The organism is Haloquadratum walsbyi C23, from assembly GCF_000237865.1.
Classification (GTDB): domain Archaea; phylum Halobacteriota; class Halobacteria; order Halobacteriales; family Haloferacaceae; genus Haloquadratum; species Haloquadratum walsbyi.
Genome location: NC_017459.1, coordinates 130,863 through 148,919, shown reverse-complemented (window position 1 = coordinate 148,919; position 18,057 = coordinate 130,863). Strand labels below are relative to the sequence as shown.

Sequence of the window (18,057 nt, the reverse complement as noted above, 5' to 3'; positions counted from 1 at the left end):
TCTCCCTGTCAGTCGGTCATATCACATATCATAACAGACAGGATAGGGTACTGAGAGTGACTAACCCGAACGCATTTCCCCACAGCACGTCTTTTTTATTCTGATGAACACGCTTCTATGGGTGCTTGTTGGTCTTGCTGCATACTCAGCAGGCACATTCTTTCTCTCTCAGCGTGGACTGCTGCCAAAGTTCGTTCAGGTGCAAGGACCGTTTACAACGATTCATACCCAGCGTGGGCGAGAATTCATCGAGTGGATTGCGCAGCCAAAGCGATTCTGGCGAGCATGGACGAACTTCGGTGTCGGCACAGCACTTGTGATTATGGTTGGAATGTTTGCGTTCTTACTTATTCAGGGAATCTCAATTCTTCAGAACCCACCGGCACCATCGGCGGTAAATCAGCCGGAGAACTTCCTCGTCATTCCAGGTGTGAATGATTTTCTCCCATTATCCGTTGCTCCAGAGATTATTTTTGGACTGCTTGTTGGGCTGGTTGTTCATGAGGGCGGTCATGGAATACTTTGTCGAGTTGAAGGGATTGAGATTGAATCAATGGGGGTATTCCTCTTAACGATTATACCGCTTGGTGCGTTTGTCGAACCTGATGAAGAGAGCGAGCGATTCGCAAGTCGAGGAGGACGAACACGGATGTTCGCAGCAGGGGTCACAAACAATTTCGCAATCACGATCATTGCGTTTGTGCTTTTATTCGGTCCGATAATCGGAAGCATCACTGTTGCACCGGGACTGGCTGTTTCTGGGGCGTATGATGAATCACCGGCAGCAACAGCGGGAATCGAGCAAGGTGATCGGATTACAACCGTGGCTGGAACGCCAATTAGTAATGAAAGCGAACTCAATAATATTTTATCGGAGAGAAGTAATCGAGAGATCACCGTCAAGATTAATGATGGGACAAGTGCAGCGAAGCGGGAGTCGCAGACGCTCACCGTTGAGCGAGAATTGATTGTTGCTGGATCGGTTGGTGGGAATCCTGCGGATATTAATGTCGACGCCGAGGGCGACCCAATTGGCGTCGAGACAGTGAATGGCACCGCAGTCTATACACAAGCAGGATTTGCCAATGCTGTTGGGACAGACCGATTCATTGAATTGACCACAACGCGCGGAACGACCACAATTCCTGCTGGAGCATATCTGACACGAGTTGCGTCTGATGGACCGCTTGCTCAGGCTGGTGTTCCAAGCAACCCCGGCGTAATTGTGACTGCAATCGATGGTCAGCGTGTTGTATCTTCGAATGAACTAACAGCAGTTTTAGATACAACACAACCGGGTGAGGAAGTCATGGTTGAGGCTGTCGTATCAGGTGAACGAAAAGAATATTCAGTCCGTCTTGGCGAGAATCCACAAGATGGGAGTGGTTTCTTAGGTGTGAATATATTCCCAGGGACAAGCGGATTATTGTTAACAGACTTTGGTGCGCAATCATATCCTGCCGGAACATATCTTGAATTGCTTGGCGGAGAGGGTGGTCCTGGGGCGATTGGGCTGAGTGGGACAATTGCTGATTCACCACTTGGAGCCGTCTATGTATCGCTTGTATTGCCGCTTGCATCCGTTGTTCTTGGCATTCCAAACTTCCCGGGATTTACTGGAGCAGTACATAATTTCTATGCAATTACTGGTCCACTCGAGCCGATTGGGAGTGGAGTGTTCCTCATAGCAAATATTGCCTTTTGGACGGCGTGGATTAATCTCCAGTTAGGAATATTTAATTTCATTCCTGGGCATCCGCTTGATGGAGGACGCATTCTTCGAACAAGTGCTGAGGCGGTTGTTTCACGATTACCGCTCCCTGCGAGCGGAAAGCGCCGATTGGTTCGAACAATCACAACAAGTGTTGGAATAATTATGCTTTTATCATTGCTACTGTTAGTGTTCGGTCCAACGGTGCTCAGTGGATAGAAAATCTCTATCCATCAAGGTCCATTGGCGGTGGACAACCGCCAGACCACGTGCAAGCACTGTATCCTGGCGCTGAAGCGCAGAGGACTCTTATCGTATATAATAGTTGAATAAGAGAAGACGGCTGACTCGCAACGCACATACAGATGGCGATTGAATATACAGATATGTCAGAGGTTCCGCCGACTGACGAGGGCTGGTTTGTCCTGCATGATTTTCGCACTGTTGACTGGGATGCATGGCGTGAAGCACCAACACACCGTCGAGAGGCTGCAATCGGTGATGGTGTGGAGTATCTTCGAAAACATGAATCGATTGCTGACGCTGAAGAGGGCTCCTCAGCGGTATTCTCTGTGCTTGGACATAAAGCTGACATCCTCATCACACACTTTCGACCGACGCTTGATGCACTCTCACGTGCTGAACGACAATTTGAGCAAACGACATTTGCCGGATTTACAACGCAGCCAACATCGTATGTTTCTGTCGCAGAGATATCAGGATATACGACACCCGGATATTTTGAGAATCCAGATGCCGCAGACGAGGGATTACGGCAGTATATGCAAGGAAAGTTGACACCTGAGATACCTGATAAGGACTATGCTGGGTTCTACCCGATGTCAAAGCGTCGAGGTGAGACGTATAATTGGTATGATCTCCCGATTGATGAGCGAGCTGAAATGATGGAGGCTCACGCTGAAACTGGAAAGGAATACGCAGGGAAGATCAAGCAAGTCATTGCATCCTCAGTTGGCTTTGATGATTATGAGTGGGGGGTAACGCTATTCGCCGATGATCCAACAGATATCAAAGATATTGTCTATGAGATGCGGTTCGATGAGGTGTCTGCAAAATATGGCGAATTCGGGACATTCTATATTGGACAACGCTTCCCGCCAGCTGACCTCGGTGCACTTCTCGAAGGAAAGGCAATTCCGACAGTCGAACAGGATGTTGACGCGCCAACAGCACATGGTGAAGCACACGGACACGCCCATGGGGATTCCCCACACGGAAGCGGAGGGGGTGGGGGCAGCTCCCATGGACAGTCACCTGGAGGTGCCAGTGCCGGCGGATCAGCACATGGGACAGAAGATGCAGATCATAGCGACTCCAGGTCGACCACGAGTGCGGATACAACACAATCAGACACAAGCACAAACACAAACACAAACACAAACACTCAAGATAGCGAAATTCGCGAACAGTTAGCAGAGTATGACATCTATGCAGGACAACCACATGGTGAAGATGTCTATGCAACAGTTCTGTATTCAGAAGCCACTACCGATGAGCTATTTTCAGAGGTTGAGGGACTCAGAGGGAACTTCGATCATTATGAGACACATGTAAAGACAGCGGTATACGAAGCTCGCAATCGCCATCGGAATGCTGTTGTCAGCATTTGGGAGACACAATCAGCCGCAGAGACGGCAGCTGGATTTATTTCAGAGTTACCGGATGTTGTCTCACGAGCAGGTGAAGAATCAGGCTTTGGAACAATGGGAATGTTCTATACGGTGAAATCAGAATATCGCGGTGAATTCAATGACACGTTTGATACTGTTGGGGGGATCCTCACCGAGATGGACGGTCACCAACAGACAGATTTGATGATAAATCTCGAAGATGAGAATGATATGTTTATTTCAAGTCAATGGGATGCACGTGAGGATGCAATGTCATTTTTCCGGTCTGATGAATTCAGTGAAACTGTCGAATGGGGGCGTGACGTTCTTTCTGAGCGCCCACGACATGTGTTTTTAGCTTGAACAGTTCAATTGTATTTGTGGTCCAACACTTAGTTGATTGGTTGATTGGATATGCCTAATCTGATGATGCTGTATTCCGCGGACCACGTGTTGCCCGTTTATTAATTCCAGCAGCACGGATATCTTCACCATCAACAGATGAGCGAAGTTGATCCATTCCATCATCGCGGTCGATCCCGAAGTTCTCTGCATAGAGTGATGATACCTTAGAGAGTTCTTCGGCTGAGAGTTTTGGAACATCGGAGGCAGCTGCCCACGCAGAGATATCCTCGCTAGTGTGGAACGTTGGTGTCACTGTTGGGACTGCATCATGACTGAGGAGATATGCAATCGCAGCCTGACCCATGGTCCGTTCATCATCACGTTCAAGAAATCGAAGTGTCTCAATTTTTTCCCATCCGGTTTCATACCATGCATCCGGTCGGAATCCACGGTGGTCATCAAGATCATACCCTGTTTCGGGTGTTACTTGCTCGTTGAGAATCCCTGATGAGTGAGGGACGCGTGGGATGAGGCTTGTTGAGGAATTTGTGTTTTCGATTGTATTAAGAAAGTGATTGCCGACATCCTGTTCAAAGAGGTTCCAGACAAGTTGTACTGAATCAAACTCTTCGGTGATAGCCAAATCACCTTCAGCCAGCCATCCGATTGAGGGACCAAGTGCCCATCCGATTGCATCAACGAGCCCTTCTTCACGGAGTTCATCTAATGTCTCAAGTACGTCTGCATCGACCTCATCGACATTTGCATTGTGTAGTTGTAATACGTCGACATACTCCATGTCAAGCCGGTCAAGGCTACGACGGGTTGCATTTCGTATCCACTCGCCTGTTATTTCCTTTGGTAATTCGCCGTGTCCAGCTTGTGGATTATTATAGAAATCATAGCCAACTTTCGTTGCAACAGTGACTTCATCACGATACGGTGCAAGCGCCTCACCAATGATTGACTCACTATCACCATGACCGTAGACATCACCTGTGTCAAAATAGGTAATGCCTTGATCAATAGCGTGATGTATTAATTCAATTGAGTCACTGCGGGTGCGATCACCCCACCAATCGGTTCCGACGACCCATGCACCGAATCCAACTTCGCTGACCTCAACACCGGAAGTGCCCAGTGTTCGATAGTGCATACCAAAACAATGCATGCGACTTACTTAGCCATTCTTGTATCGTACGCACACGAGCGGGCGAAGAGATATGCTAGTGTAATGCCCGTCTATCCTCAGATAATCCGACAACAGGTGTAGAAGCATCATTCGAATGATTACTACATCCACGAGCATTTCTACATGTTGCTAACTACACAAACCTACAGAGTGAACCGCCTCGGGGTCAAGCCAAGGCTTCCCGTGGTTTAGTATATACAACATACCCGATGGTGGGCAGGGACGACCACAGTTGTCATGACAACGTTTGACAATCATATCAGCGTGTTCTGTAATAAATAAAGTAGTTGTCGGAATGCAAAGTGACAAACGTCAGGTTCCCTTATAATAAGTAATGAGTGAGTCAGATGATGACCCTACACGGCGGGCACTAACGGTCGCCGTCGTTGAAGAGACACACGCAAACGAAATTCCGGACAATATTGACTCTGACCTCTATACGACAACCCGACCGGAATCATCGTTTACAGAGTTTTCGGCTGCCCCTGATGGCGACTTAGCAGACGCACTGCGACGAAACGGATTCGATGTCTGAACTATATTATCGACTATCGACTATCGACTATCGATTATCGATTGAGATAGAGTTGGAGTTGACATCATTTCTGCCCTGATAATCATAAATATTCCAACGGTACTGTACCGCTGAGTTGGAATGAATAGAGTTTGGAGACGCCTCGATGACGACTACTGGCTGTGCCGACCAACTGGTACTCCTGTGCCGGTAGGGGATCTGGAGGATCTGGAGGTACTTCTTACTGCATGCACCCTATTTCGACATCTTCCCGTGCTTCGGTAATCCATCGTCGTCAGAGAGGACTCAAAAGTGCGCCGACCGGGAATCGAACCCGGACCGCGGGCTTGGGAAGCCCGAGTCCTACCATTGGACCACCGGCGCGAGAAATGAGTATAATATACTACATAGAAATTATCAATGCAATAATCTTAATTGTGACGATTACATCACATGCAGACACTCACAAAGAGTATCTTGATTATGATAGTCAGTGAGTGGTGTTGATACTCGATATCAGATCAGTCATTGTTGCATAATATTCATCGGGGTATATACTCCCAATTGACATTCTCCTCCGCAAGACCGTGGTATTGCGCCTGTATCAGCTATGATAGTGTACTGAAATAGCTTTTTTACAAGGAGGTTGAGAATCGCGTCATCAAAAGGAAGTAGATATTAGTCCGCTGATAATGTATGATTCGGTGATGAGCATGCAACAATCAGTTCTCTCAACAGATGCACCGCTTGATCTTCGATTATCACCGGAAGAGCTCGAAACGGTTGAATCACATGTGAGTCAGTTTATCACTGATATCGTTGCTGATGCAGGAGCAGACGGTGCCGTTCTTGGACTTTCAGGAGGAATCGATAGCACAACAGTCGCATATATGGCGGTTGATGCACTCGGTGCAGAGAATGTACACGGACTTGTGATGCCGAGCGAGGTCAATGATGATGCGAATATGAGTGACGCTGAGTGGGTTGCAGAGGAACTTGATATTCCATATGAGGTTATTGAGATCCAGCCGATTGCTGAGTCATTTTTTGAGGCAATCCCAGAGGCTGCAGATGATCAAATGGCTGTTGGGAATGTGTATGTCCGGACACGAGCAGTGCTCAATTATTTTCTTGCAAATCATGAAAACAAAATTGTTCTTGGAACCGGAAATCGGTCGGAGGCATTGACCGGATACTACACAAAATACGGTGACCAAGCAGTCGATTGCAATCCAATCGGAAACCTGTATAAGCAACAGGTGAGGCAATTGGCTGCATCAGTTGGAATTCCTGAAGAATTAGTAATGAAAACACCTTCTGCAGGTATGTGGGTTGGACAGACTGATGAAGAAGAACTTGGATTAGGGTATGATACCGTCGATGCCATTCTTGCACTGCATGTTGATGGACCATTATCAGTCGATGCGACTGTTCGACAGCTTGATGTGACGTCTGAAGATATCACTCGGGTTGTTGAATTATATGAGAAGAGTAAACATAAACGACAGATGCCACCTGCACCACCGTCACTATCCCTCTGAGACGGCATCATATACATATTTGATTGATATTACATGAGCACAGGAAATCTCATTGAGTAAGAAGAGCTTAGACTATCGTAGTTGGTAATTCGGTATGGATAAGAAATTGTGCTAAGTACGGTCATTGATTCAGATCAATTATATATTCGGTCGCCGTATGGCGGTGATTTTCCAAAGGTCTTTGCCCCTGCCGTAGTTACTTATGTTTAATGGACGATGCCGTGCGGGTCCGTGACGCCGCCCGGGAGGCAGTTATGGATATTGAACCTGGTCCTCTCCGCACGGCGCTTCACACTCGCCTCACAGACACGGCGATGACACCCGCGGTGCTTACACTCGCGAGCGCTCGTGCACTCAGCAGTTCTGATGAGAGTGGCGACACTGATGATATGCAAGACAAGGGTAAAGACCAGGACCGAGATGGACCACCAATCAGCGATGGAGCTGGGAATGCATCTGGAGGGACTCATGGACATATTCCTGAATCCGGGGTCAACGACAGCGAAGTGCATTCTCATGACCCAAATGCCGAATCAAGCGGTAATCTGAACAAGGAATCAGCGGATGAGTCATCCGGTCATCGCCGTCTCACTCAACAGACAGACGCAGCTGAGAATGTGCATCGATTATCGTTAGTTGACCGTGCAGCGGGCGTACAATTAATATATGAAGGATTACGCCTCACCCGAACGCTCGCTGACACAGAACCATGGGTCGGGTCAACAACAGCAAAGACGGGGATAAAAAAAGATATTGACGCCGATCTTGAGGTTCTTGCTGCGGATGTATTCGTCTCACGTGGATTTGCTTTGCTTGCTCGGACTGACGCGGCAGGTCGAGCGGTGGGCGTTGTCCGTGCCTTTGGTCAGGACCAAACGCTCCAGCGGATAAAAGACGATGAGAATACTACATATGATGGAAATCTTGAAGCTGATATCTTTGCACTTGCTGTTGCAGTCGGTGCATCCGCCGTTGGTAAGACGGCTACGCAAGCAGTGCTTGAGTACGCGTCAGAATTATCTCACTCGTATACAGGAACAAGAACAGGAACAGGAACAGGAACAATCGACCAGGGGCTTCCGCCTGAGGAGATTATTTCAGAAACTGTGAAAGAGCGTATTCATATGCTCAATACGACCAACCAGGAAAAGGATAATCCAATGCCATCATCAACGACTGATCAATATTGAGGTTAGACTTGACATCCTCTCCGCCCTGAAGGGCGAAGATTCCCACGGCACCGCGCCGCTGGATTGGGATGTTCAAGATTTGTAGCCGTCTCGATGACGGCTCCTGGCTGTGCCAGCCAGCCGTTACTCCTATCCCGGCATGGGATTCGGAGGTACTTCTTACTGCACCCTGAGTTCCACAACAGAAAGGGGTGCTTTCTGCATGGAATCGGGGAATCCCGATATTATCCGATTAGTGGGGTAGACCGCCTCGGTTATGTATCGATACGGCATCTCGTCACTTAACCCATCCGTTCGACACGTCGAACGTGGTTCACGTAGGGGTTGTCAGATTCATCCCGCCGTGAACGGCTGTCTCTTACCCATAAGTTTGTGGAGTCGTAACCGGACGTTTCAGACGCTTTCAGAGGTATTTTGAACTCAAAAAACCGAGGCGAGAAGCGATTCAGACAGTGATATCGGCTGTGGGGGTGACAGAACGTCGGTAATCAAGCCCACTACAATTGTTCCAAAGAGATGCTGAAACTGTAGACACCGAGGATTTCAGTCGGGATCGCCGATCCCGTTCCGCTAAAATCCTGACTCGAGTTGTGGGTAAGAGACAGCCCTGAAGCGCGGGGGCTTTCTCCTCGCACCGCCGTAATGAGTATGGTTCGTTTTGATATTGAGCCTCCGATACCTATGAAAGAGGGATAGCTGATCTGAGAGTGTTCTCAGAAAGGCTATTTATGAGGGAATGACTCCCAAAACACATCTGGAAGATCTTGGTCGGGGTTTTCCGCAAGATATTCTTGTTTTGTCATATTCGCATTCTCAATGAGTGTTGCTGCTTCGCCCGCCCAGAGATAGAATCCAGTAAGTGTCTCTAGACGCATCTGCTCGAGATCAACTGAGTGATATACATTGATAATACCACCATTTTCTCGGTTGAGTTCAGAGCGGCGTAATAATCCAAGATCAACGAGTTTGTTAAGATACCGAGTGACAGTTGTTCGATCATAATCAAGTTTTGTTGCTACCTCGCTGGCTGACAGCGGACCCTCGCCGATTACACATAAGCAGATATCAAGACCTGACTTTGGAAGTCCAAATACTTGAAATAAGACCTCGCGGATATCTGGGGGCTTGACTGTCATATTGACCTGGTTGATATGTTCCATCGGTTCGTCATGACAGGATATCGGTGGATCATCATGACCGATACTAAGAGCGGTCGTATCACATTGTGTGCATTGCAGAATATTATATGAGTCATCGTCAGGATCGTATTGAACATCTTGTTTATCGGTATCATGGGGTGAGTGATCGCTGGGGGTATTGGACATTGGGATGGATGCTCTATCAAAAAGTAATATGCCGCATCGTTGTATAACCTATCAATATCACGCATCATAGCAGGTGAAGCATCTCAGAGTCAAGCCCCGAGACACTCGGCCTGCTCCGCCTGTAAATAATCAGAAGTTTTGACAATATTTCACTGTCAATCAATCATATATGAATTCCACTCTCTGGATTCGAGCTATTGTATTTTGTTTGCTTCTATCTCTCAATGGGGTGATGATGATTGATTACGCCCATCATGCTGAAAGGCAATCACCGTATCCAACAGCCGAAGAGGTAAAAAATGATTATCAAACACATATCGGCGATCAGGTGAACTTCTGGAGTCAGGTGAGTATAGTTCAAGAGGATACAGTCGGGGTCACGTATGGACAACCGCTGTATATTCAAACGTCTGATCTCTCAGTGCGCTCTGGTGACTGGGTTCAGGTATACGGTGAACTCAACGCAAAGCAGGAACTCGTCGTCGAGCGTATCGTGGTGAGCCCCCAGTCAAACCGCCTGTACATGATAGCCGTCTCCGCAGGAGGTGTGCTACTTGCATTAATTATGTTTGTCCGTCACTGGAAAATAGATACCGAGCGCTGGACAATCGTCCCACGTGACCCATGAGCGACTTACTGACACATGTTCTCAGTATGTATGTTTTGAGCACGCTCGCAGTGTGGCAGATTGACTGGTTTAATCGCCGTTATGTTGGAATCACAATGCTTGGGGCAGTCATTCCAGATGCCGCTAAGGGATTGTTGCTCACAGGACCAGAGTTTGTCGTATTCGGAATCAGAGGGTCCTGGTATGCACTGCAGACGATTGGGTCAGCAGTAGCATTTATATTTGCCGGAGTATTGCTATTTCAGGCTGATGAGAGACCGGCAATAGTTGGAGGTCTCAGCCTCGGTGTGGTGACACATATGTTTCTTGACCTTCTAGTCATCCGGACTGATGGCACTGCACCGGCATATCTATATCCACTCACCTGGGCACGTCTCCCATCAGGAGATATCTATCTGAGTTCCGATATCTGGCCCAGTCTAATCATTATTGGGATAACTAGCATCATATGGTATGTTGACCGGAGATAAGTCTCAATGACTGATCAGACAGTTAGGGTGGCGACTCATCGTCTATCGTCGTGGATGCAAGTCGCGTCGTAGAAGTAGGAAGCCTCGCCCTCACGGAAGCAACGCAAAGCGTTGTTGAGTAGGGGGTAGTTCACACGTATGGAATCAGTTATTTTAGCAAAACAGATAGTGAATTTTCTCATCAATAATTGAACGCTCTGAGATACTCATGTTGTTTCATCTGGAGATGGAAATTCGGCTGTGTGACCACTGAACAACGCCACCGAACTGTTAATCAGGTGGATGCCATAATATAATTATGTCTACACATGTCGCCGTTATCGGCGCGTATGGTAGCGCTGGGATTGCTACTGCACAGCGACTTGCCGAGATGCCAGAAGTTGAAGTGACAATGATCGATGACGGCGAACCTGGGGGCGGGCTCTGTATTCTTCGAGGATGTATGCCATCAAAGGAGGTACTCTCAGCTGCTGAACATCGCTTTGCGGCTCGACATGACAACCGGATAGATGGACCGATACCGGATGTTGATCTCGATGCAGTTGTTGAGACAAAGAATGAGCGTGTGTTAAATTTCGCAGCACATAGACGAGCAGGTGTCGAGAAGCTTGCTGAAAAGGAGAACGTGCAATTTCGTACCGAAACAGCAGAGTTCATCGATGATCGAACACTCTCAGTCGGTGAGACGGTCATTGAGCCAGATTATATTGTCATCGCGACTGGATCGACAGTAAATGAGCCCTCGCTTCCTGGTATGGAGGACGTCTCAATGATGACAAGTGCGGATGTGCTTGATGCGACCGCATTCGAAGATTCAGGAATCGTCATGGGCTTTGGATACGTCGGTATGGAAATGGTCCCATATCTTACTGAGGCAGGGGAGATGGATCTCACCGTAATCGAGCATGATTCTCGACCACTTGATGAAGCTGACCCAGCCTTTGGTGATGCACTGCTGTCGTATTACCGTGATGCATTTGATATCACAGTACTCACTGAAACTGACGAGCGCCGCGTTGAACCGACAGCAGACGGCGGAGTGAGAATGTCGGTCAGGCGAAATGGACACGAAGAGACAATCGAGGCAGACCAGTTATTTGGATTTACCGGGCGTCGACCTGCAGTTGACAATCTGGGTCTTGAACAGACTTCATTGAATCCTGAACCTGGATGGGTTCCAGCGACGATGCAAGCCCGTGGGAGTGACCGAATTTTCGTTGCTGGTGACGCGAATGGACGAGAGCCAATCCTCCATGTTGCCAAGGAGCAAGGTGTCACCGCTGCGGAAAATATTCGTGCACATGCTGCGGGCGACGAACTCACATCGTATCAGAATATTCATCATCATGTTGTATTCAGCGGACTTGGCGTTCTGCCATACGCTCGCGTTGGTCACTCGGTTGAATCCGCAGAAGCAAGCAATCATGACTTTATTACTGTGACCCGAGAGGCGGCAAGCGATGGAGTATTTAAATCAAAAAACGTGCCAGATGGGCTTGCTCGGTTAGTTGTTGATGTTGATGGTACGGTGCTTGGATGGCAAGGATTACATTACCATGCTGACCCGATGGCAAAAACAATGCAAGTTGCTGTTGAATTAGGACTCGATGTTCGAGAACTCCCAGATCGGGCATATCACCCGACAACACCTGAGATTATTGATGGGCTTATTCGTTCGGCGACAGAAAAGATCGAGTCTGTATAGCTATTGGTTAATCAGTGTCGCGTGACGGGCGTATCTGAGAGTATCAACTGCTCAGTCATCCGCCGGTTCAGTATCAGTCTGTGAATCAAGCAGCTTATTGAATACTGTTGTCTGCGCATTTTTAAGACGACGTGTGAATGTTGTTCGACCGATATCTAATGTGTTTGCGACATCCCCCGCTGTTGCACCTTGTGGGCGTGAGAAAAATCCCATTCGTGTTGCAGCCTCCATAGCCTGTCGCTGATATTCATCTAATTCGGTGAATACCTGCGTGTCCACTGACTCACGCTCAATTGTTTGTCGTGACCGGAGATGCATTGCTGGAAACCGTGTTCGGAAGATGTCAATGATGTCCGCAACCTTGAGATCAGTTGGAAGGTGTAAGAGAAATTCTGTTCCACGCGCATTAGCAGAGATAGTAACCACTGTGACCCCCTCGGTATTGAGAGAACGATGAATATCACCCGTCTCAATGCCGATTTGACACCGAGATTGATTCTCATCATCGTTTATCGATATCGGTGTCGTTGCTTTGATTGAGTCGTGTGCCGTTGCTGCTGCAGTCACTGCGTTACATACCGCTTGATCCGCCCGTAAGAGATACCATGTTATCTGACCCTCAGCGCGTACATTAGTGAACGTAAGCGGCGATGATTCTATATCAACATCCACGTCGGCAGTAGTGAGAAGTTGGCTCAGTGGATGTGGTTTGTCCGTATCTGTATTAGCAATGCGGAGTTCGGTCATTTTATCCTCATCAGTATACTTCTCGCGGTAATTGACTGCACGTTTATACGCCAATGCTTCAGCGGTGTCTGTCACCAGATGCTCAACGCGATCATCTGGTGGCGACGCACTCAATATCATGAGGGCGGAGTCAGCAACGTGTTCTGTCATGATCGGCGTCGTAATGAGCGTATATCTCTCATCATCTATAGTAAGTGTCTCAGTACGCTTGTTCTCCTCAGTATATGCGTGTTCTATCGCGTTCGACACTGCTGTATCCGGAATATGGGTGGTCCCATTTGCAACAATAGTCTCCGGTTCACCGCAGCATACCCGTCCTGACCGAACAACTTCAGCGCACTCAATAGTATCAATATCGGTTAGTAATGAAAGTGCCTCCTGAGCGAAGGCGTCGAACCCCTCAAGACGAACTGAGAGTTCCCAGAGTTGCTCAGTTAACTCTAGGTCATGCGATATATTATCAAGTTCCTCTGTAAGGAGAGCCTCCGCTTGTTTTTCAGCAGTGATATCAACAATGACACCCTCAATCATATCAGGATCCTGAGTCGACGAGGGATACGTGGAGACAAGCCCCCAAAACGAATCGGTGCCCGGTGGCGAAAATAACTGTTCAGTTGTCTCTGGGTTCTCTGGAGTTGAGTAATTCGATTGATTACCGATCAGTTGTGGTTGCTGCGCTCCGAATACATCTGATACCGCGTGCTTGTCAATTTGATCCACGTCGCTGATATTAAATAACTCAGCAAACGCTTGATTCATATATACGAAACGTGGTGATGTCCCACGTTGAATTCGAAAAACGCCGACTGGGAGGTCAGCAATCAGACGGTCACGAGATTCAAGTTTGCGCATCCGGGTCAATTGTTCGGTTCGATCACGGAGAAGAAACACTTTGTTTGTGGCTCTATGGCTGCCGACCGTGTGTTGTTGCAGATCAATCTCCTTTCCCGTTGGAGTGGTACGATTCACACCTTCGGCGGTTTCAGCGGATGACTCGGCAAGCCATGAGGGAAGTTGGTCGCCAACCGTGGCATCGACCAATCGTTTCGCTTCCGTATTCATATCACGAATTATCTCAGTCTCATCAGCAAGCACATATCCCTCAGTCGCATTCTCAATGGCGGCGTGTCGCGAGTCCAAAATAATCGTCGTGAGCCCTTTTCGATGCGTCACAGCAGCAAAAAGGATAGTAGCGAGACCGGCGAGATGAGGGGCTAGATTGAATCCAGCCCCTCCAGCAGGGTATATTTCGAACAGTTTGAGCACGCCTATTATCCCTGGTAACGATGGGATTACAGCAGCAAGTGCGACAACCGGAGGGACATATTTTTTATGAACTACACGGGAGAGAGCAATCGCAATTCCAAAAAGAGTTATTGTCCATGCAATACCGGTAATGACGGCCGTTGTGACACTAACTCCATGTTCAAGCGTGACAAACTCACCAACTGATAAGAGATGTGGTGTCGTAAACAGGGCTGACTGTGGAATCAGCATAATGAAAGCGAGAAGTCCAGCGAGAAATGCAATGACGCCACGGTGTAGTTGGGTGCTGGACGCATCGCGATGATATATTCCGATAAAAGAAAAAATACATGTTGAGATTGGAAGCCCAATCCACGCTGCCATCGAGAGTCGGTAAGATAGAATTTTCAATTCAAGACTTGTCGCTGTGAATTTTACTGTCGACATGACTAACCACCAGAGCGATACTCCAATGATTATGCCGACAAATCGAAATGTCAAGTAATCGCCTGATTGACGGCACCTCCGAAGAAGCGCGTATCCCGTACAGAGTAACCCTACAGTCAGTAATATGCTAAAATATGCTACCAGTGGAAACTGAAGAGTCATTATCTCTGACCTCTGGATTCAGTTAGATTGTACGCAATTCTCATGACGATTGCAACGTCGATAATTGATTTTTTATTAATAAGATTACTCGCTGCAGCGATACCCACCGTGATGAGTATAACTGAGAATCCACTGATTTTTGTCACTAATTGCATCACGAGCACCTGAGGTATAATGCTAACGTTTGCGAAAGTATTTGGTTCTGTTGACGAAAGTTAAATGATTTATAATTAATACACGATATGTGAGACGCATGTAGTGTGAATGAACATGACACATAAGCGATGTGAGTAAGATATCGAACTTATTGCATAGACGTAGACGCCGTGATTTTGATTGAGGAAAGAAATTGAGCTTCTTTGCAGAATGGACGAGTACGTGTATGTGAACCCAGAAGAAACGGGCACTCTGCACATCTATGAAGGATTCGCTCCCTGATGAATGAGATGAAATCAGGTTGAATACTGAGTGTATTGTATCAATACCAACTGACGTAATAAAATAACTGCTGCTAGCATTAATTTTACATTTTATGTTTTGATATTAATATGAGATTAAGAATGAATTTATTATCTTGCACATAAATGTGAATGATGGAGAAAGTATCTACTATTGATTGTTGTCAGTATCATTATGATTATTGGGTTGACGCTGGGTGCTCTTGCTGCGCAGCTCAAGAGCTACCGGTTAGGTGGTGTGATGGTTCTCCCGATACTCGCGATATATACGCTTCGTGAGTTTTTCACCCCGGTGATATTTATTATTGGCACGGTAGCCGCTTGGATCTCATTGTGGGTACTTCAAGAGTATACTCTTAATTATGGTCGTCGGCTGTTTTTATCTGCCGTTAGCACTGGTGTAATCGCAACAATATTGACCGGATTTGTTCTTTCGCAGGTGTTTCCGAATCAGCTCTCTTTTGAAACTGCTGAGGCAATCACCAGTATCTTTCCGGGAATCACAGCGTTCAATCTTATGCGAGTAAGTTCTGGAAACCGCCGTGCAGAACTCCTCATCATTGGATGTGGCTATCTCGCGCTCATAGCAGTCGGGGTACTCTTACTCTGGCTCTTCCCAACTTTTGTGACCCAGACGCCCCCTTTTCTCACATTACAGATAAGTGATATCACCGCTTGGATTGAGCTCAGACCGCACGGGAGCCCACACTCAAGAGTTATTCCAGGTTGGATTGTTCTTATCATTCTTCCTATTAGTATATTTATCTATGAGGGATTTCGACAGCGATACGATCACCGCCTCGTTGGAATAGTTATCATTCCCACGTTAGGGTTATTCACCGTACAGTCTTCTTCTGTCGTTATTTTTTATACTCTTGGTGCAACTATTATCTATTACTTTATTACTTACATTCAATATATGACACTTTTTTATGGGCGGGTTCTGCTCACAGTATCGATTCTCCTCGGCACCATCTACAGTCTTATATTCGGAGTTTTCTTCTCTCAGTTAGTCCTCATTCCCGGGGTTTCGCTCTTCTTCACTGGTATATTCGTTGGGATTGGTGCGTATAATCTTAATCGGGTGTCACGGAAAACCCGTCTTGCACATATTCGGATTGATGCTGGATTGTTCGTGATCAGTTATACCCTCTTATTTTTCCTTATTGATATCCCAGTTACTGGTCTACTTCATGACAATCTTGTCTTCTACATCTTTGTTGGCATCATGATTGTTGCACTCGCAGTAATTGAGATGTACCGTCTTGAACAATCAATTCCTGATGCGACGGCATTCGCCAGCGAGTCGGCTTTCGCTCGCAGTTCAGTTGATGGAATTGGATCTTATGAGTCATCGCTAACTGCTGATAATCAAGAGGATAAATAGATATGAGCGATCAACACGGTATTCTCTCTCGATTTCAAGAGACAATCTCCAATTCTGCAAAGACTATGCAGCATGTCATTGGTCGTGGGCGTTCACACTCTGAGCGAGTTGAGCAAACACCATACCGCGTGACTGTTTCTGGTGTACGTGGAAAATCAACGGTCGTTCGGTGGCTTAATCAGGCACTTGTCTCGCGTGGCTTCGAAACATATGCGAAAGTTACTGGCAATCACCCGCTTTCATATCGAAATCTCAATCAATATAAGATTCCTCGAAGTGGATCAACGCGTCTATATGAAAATGAGCGCGAACTTCGAAAATATTCACCTGTTGACGCTATTATTGCCGAAAATCAGGGTATTCGAGAACATACGACACGGCTCGCGAATGAGTTGTTCAAACCCCAGGTTGTTCTGATAATTAATATCCGCCGTGATCATCAATCAACACTAGGCACTGACCTCACTGATATTGCTCGGGTATTTACTCGGACTGTCCCCGCAGGCGCTTGTGTAATCAGCGGTGACCGAAATGAGGCTATCAACCAGTATCTGCGAGAAGAGTTCGAGAAGACGAATAATGAATTTCTCGTTGCCACGCCGCGCCCAGAGTACCCGCATAAGGATGTATTCGGCGCACGATCGGCATTTATTGTTGATGAAACGCTCCGTGCACTTGATCTCGATCCGCTACCACCAGCGAAAATTGAGTCTTATATCAATCGCCTGCACGCCGAATGGGGATGGCAGCGACTCGAAGATGGAGGGATAATTGCAAATGGGGCAATGATGAACGATATCGAATCTACAGAGCTATTGAGACAGTTTCTTGTCGAACGCTATGGCGATACTGACAGTAGCACTGACACAATCACACCATTTATTTACACGCGTCGTGACCGCGCTGGTCGAACGACATCTTTCGTGCATTATCTTAACTGGCTCACTAAACACGAGCTTATTGGTCAGATTCATGTTGCAGGTTCACATGCGAGGCTGTTAGAGCGACGTGTGGATTGCGAGTTCGTCCATCATCCCGAATCAGCAGCTCCGGAAGATGTTCTTAATGTATGTCTTGCTGATGAGTATCCTATCTACGTGATGGGGAATACAGTGTCAGAGTTTATGCGTGACTTTATTTCAGAGGTTAATCAGCGAACGGTTGAATAGGTCAAATAGGGGGTAATCACTCAGTTGAATAATAACGCGCTGGGGTGCTGCTACAGTTGTGTGATAATAGATTGTTGAACCTGAGTTGCCCACAGGATGAGCTGACTGCCGACTATATTATGAGCACGCTTCATAACACAATCAACCGAAACGCAGGACGGTAATGTGGAGAGTGTTGAGTCAGTTTCCG

13 protein-coding genes, 1 tRNA gene and 1 pseudogene are annotated in these 18,057 nt (G+C 47.2%); 11 read left to right on the top strand and 4 right to left on the bottom strand.

The annotated features are described in order from the left end of the window. Positions 1-103: 103 nt before the first annotated feature. Complete coding sequence (locus HQRW_RS00595) at positions 104-1,930, top strand: site-2 protease family protein (RefSeq protein ID WP_014555033.1); 1,827 nt, start codon at positions 104-106, stop codon at positions 1,928-1,930. Positions 1,931-2,097: 167 nt separating this feature from the next. After that, positions 2,098-3,705, top strand: a complete 1,608-nt coding sequence (locus tag HQRW_RS00590; protein WP_014555032.1) for a heme-binding protein — start codon at positions 2,098-2,100, stop codon at positions 3,703-3,705. Positions 3,706-3,760: 55 nt separating this feature from the next. On the opposite strand, the gene HQRW_RS00585 is transcribed toward HQRW_RS00590, so the two are convergent. Then, a complete protein-coding gene (locus tag HQRW_RS00585) occupies positions 3,761-4,843 on the bottom strand; it encodes an aldo/keto reductase (RefSeq protein WP_014555031.1) in 1,083 nt (360 codons plus the stop codon). Positions 4,844-5,213: 370 nt separating this feature from the next. Between HQRW_RS00585 and HQRW_RS00580 the strand changes: the two genes are divergently transcribed. Beyond that, the gene (locus HQRW_RS00580) at positions 5,214-5,414 is read left to right on the top strand and encodes a hypothetical protein (RefSeq protein WP_014555030.1); all 201 of its coding nucleotides are present in this window, start codon (positions 5,214-5,216) and stop codon (positions 5,412-5,414) included. 292 nt (positions 5,415-5,706) lie between these two features. On the opposite strand, the gene HQRW_RS00575 is transcribed toward HQRW_RS00580, so the two are convergent. Then, a tRNA-Gly gene (locus HQRW_RS00575) sits at positions 5,707-5,777 on the bottom strand. Positions 5,778-6,106: 329 nt separating this feature from the next. Here HQRW_RS00575 and HQRW_RS00570 point away from each other — a divergent pair. From HQRW_RS00570 to HQRW_RS00565, 3 genes and pseudogenes are all read left to right on the top strand, one after another. Beyond that, positions 6,107-6,934, top strand: a complete 828-nt coding sequence (locus HQRW_RS00570) for an NAD+ synthase (RefSeq protein WP_014555029.1) — start codon at positions 6,107-6,109, stop codon at positions 6,932-6,934. 209 nt (positions 6,935-7,143) lie between these two features. Next, positions 7,144-7,350 (top strand): annotated as a pseudogene (locus HQRW_RS17125) (DUF7114 family protein); the annotation flags it as partial. After that, positions 7,324-8,124: a DUF7114 family protein gene (locus HQRW_RS00565; RefSeq protein WP_455429226.1), complete on the top strand. Its 801-nt coding sequence runs from the start codon at positions 7,324-7,326 to the stop codon at positions 8,122-8,124. The pseudogene HQRW_RS17125 and the gene HQRW_RS00565, both read left to right, overlap by 27 nt. 722 nt (positions 8,125-8,846) lie before the next feature. Here HQRW_RS00565 and HQRW_RS00560 read toward each other — a convergent pair. Then, positions 8,847-9,449 (bottom strand): helix-turn-helix domain-containing protein, encoded by a 603-nt coding sequence (locus tag HQRW_RS00560; RefSeq protein WP_014555027.1) that lies wholly within the window; start codon positions 9,447-9,449, stop codon positions 8,847-8,849. Between the two features lie 232 nt (positions 9,450-9,681). Here HQRW_RS00560 and HQRW_RS00555 point away from each other — a divergent pair, with 232 nt between their 5' ends. From HQRW_RS00555 to HQRW_RS00545, 3 genes are all read left to right on the top strand, one after another. Then, positions 9,682-10,077, top strand: a complete 396-nt coding sequence (locus tag HQRW_RS00555; protein WP_231852377.1) for a hypothetical protein — start codon at positions 9,682-9,684, stop codon at positions 10,075-10,077. Continuing rightward, on the top strand, positions 10,074-10,547 hold the full coding sequence (locus tag HQRW_RS00550; RefSeq protein WP_011570383.1) for a hypothetical protein: 474 nt from the start codon (positions 10,074-10,076) through the stop codon (positions 10,545-10,547). Before HQRW_RS00555 ends, HQRW_RS00550 begins: the two co-directional genes overlap by 4 nt. Before the next feature lie 298 nt (positions 10,548-10,845). After that, positions 10,846-12,252 (top strand): dihydrolipoyl dehydrogenase family protein, encoded by a 1,407-nt coding sequence (locus tag HQRW_RS00545; RefSeq protein ID WP_014555025.1) that lies wholly within the window; start codon positions 10,846-10,848, stop codon positions 12,250-12,252. 51 nt (positions 12,253-12,303) lie between these two features. On the opposite strand, the gene HQRW_RS00540 is transcribed toward HQRW_RS00545, so the two are convergent. Beyond that, positions 12,304-14,691, bottom strand: coding sequence for a bacterio-opsin activator domain-containing protein (locus HQRW_RS00540; protein ID WP_338042647.1), 2,388 nt, complete (start codon positions 14,689-14,691; stop codon positions 12,304-12,306). A gap of 795 nt (positions 14,692-15,486) precedes the next feature. On the opposite strand from HQRW_RS00540, the gene HQRW_RS00535 reads away from it, so the two are divergent. Continuing rightward, the gene (locus HQRW_RS00535) at positions 15,487-16,698 is read left to right on the top strand and encodes a poly-gamma-glutamate biosynthesis protein PgsC/CapC (protein ID WP_014555022.1); all 1,212 of its coding nucleotides are present in this window, start codon (positions 15,487-15,489) and stop codon (positions 16,696-16,698) included. A gap of 2 nt (positions 16,699-16,700) precedes the next feature. Continuing rightward, positions 16,701-17,867, top strand: a complete 1,167-nt coding sequence (locus HQRW_RS00530) for a hypothetical protein (protein WP_014555021.1) — start codon at positions 16,701-16,703, stop codon at positions 17,865-17,867. The last annotated feature ends 190 nt before the right edge of the window (positions 17,868-18,057 follow it).

Excerpts from the sequence above, each read along its gene's own strand:
- HQRW_RS00595 (WP_014555033.1), top strand. The coding sequence starts at position 104 with ATGAACACGCTTCTATGGGTGCTTGTTGGTCTTGCTGCATACTCAGCA.
- HQRW_RS00590 (WP_014555032.1), top strand. The coding sequence starts at position 2,098 with ATGTCAGAGGTTCCGCCGACTGACGAGGGCTGGTTTGTCCTGCATGAT.
- HQRW_RS00585 (WP_014555031.1), bottom strand. The coding sequence starts at position 4,843 with ATGCACTATCGAACACTGGGCACTTCCGGTGTTGAGGTCAGCGAAGTT.
- HQRW_RS00580 (WP_014555030.1), top strand. The coding sequence starts at position 5,214 with ATGAGTGAGTCAGATGATGACCCTACACGGCGGGCACTAACGGTCGCC.
- HQRW_RS00570 (WP_014555029.1), top strand. The coding sequence starts at position 6,107 with ATGCAACAATCAGTTCTCTCAACAGATGCACCGCTTGATCTTCGATTA.
- HQRW_RS00565 (WP_455429226.1), top strand. The coding sequence starts at position 7,324 with ATGCAAGACAAGGGTAAAGACCAGGACCGAGATGGACCACCAATCAGC.
- HQRW_RS00560 (WP_014555027.1), bottom strand. The coding sequence starts at position 9,449 with ATGTCCAATACCCCCAGCGATCACTCACCCCATGATACCGATAAACAA.
- HQRW_RS00555 (WP_231852377.1), top strand. The coding sequence starts at position 9,682 with ATGATGATTGATTACGCCCATCATGCTGAAAGGCAATCACCGTATCCA.
- HQRW_RS00550 (WP_011570383.1), top strand. The coding sequence starts at position 10,074 with ATGAGCGACTTACTGACACATGTTCTCAGTATGTATGTTTTGAGCACG.
- HQRW_RS00545 (WP_014555025.1), top strand. The coding sequence starts at position 10,846 with ATGTCTACACATGTCGCCGTTATCGGCGCGTATGGTAGCGCTGGGATT.
- HQRW_RS00540 (WP_338042647.1), bottom strand. The coding sequence starts at position 14,691 with ATGTCGACAGTAAAATTCACAGCGACAAGTCTTGAATTGAAAATTCTA.
- HQRW_RS00535 (WP_014555022.1), top strand. The coding sequence starts at position 15,487 with ATGATTATTGGGTTGACGCTGGGTGCTCTTGCTGCGCAGCTCAAGAGC.
- HQRW_RS00530 (WP_014555021.1), top strand. The coding sequence starts at position 16,701 with ATGAGCGATCAACACGGTATTCTCTCTCGATTTCAAGAGACAATCTCC.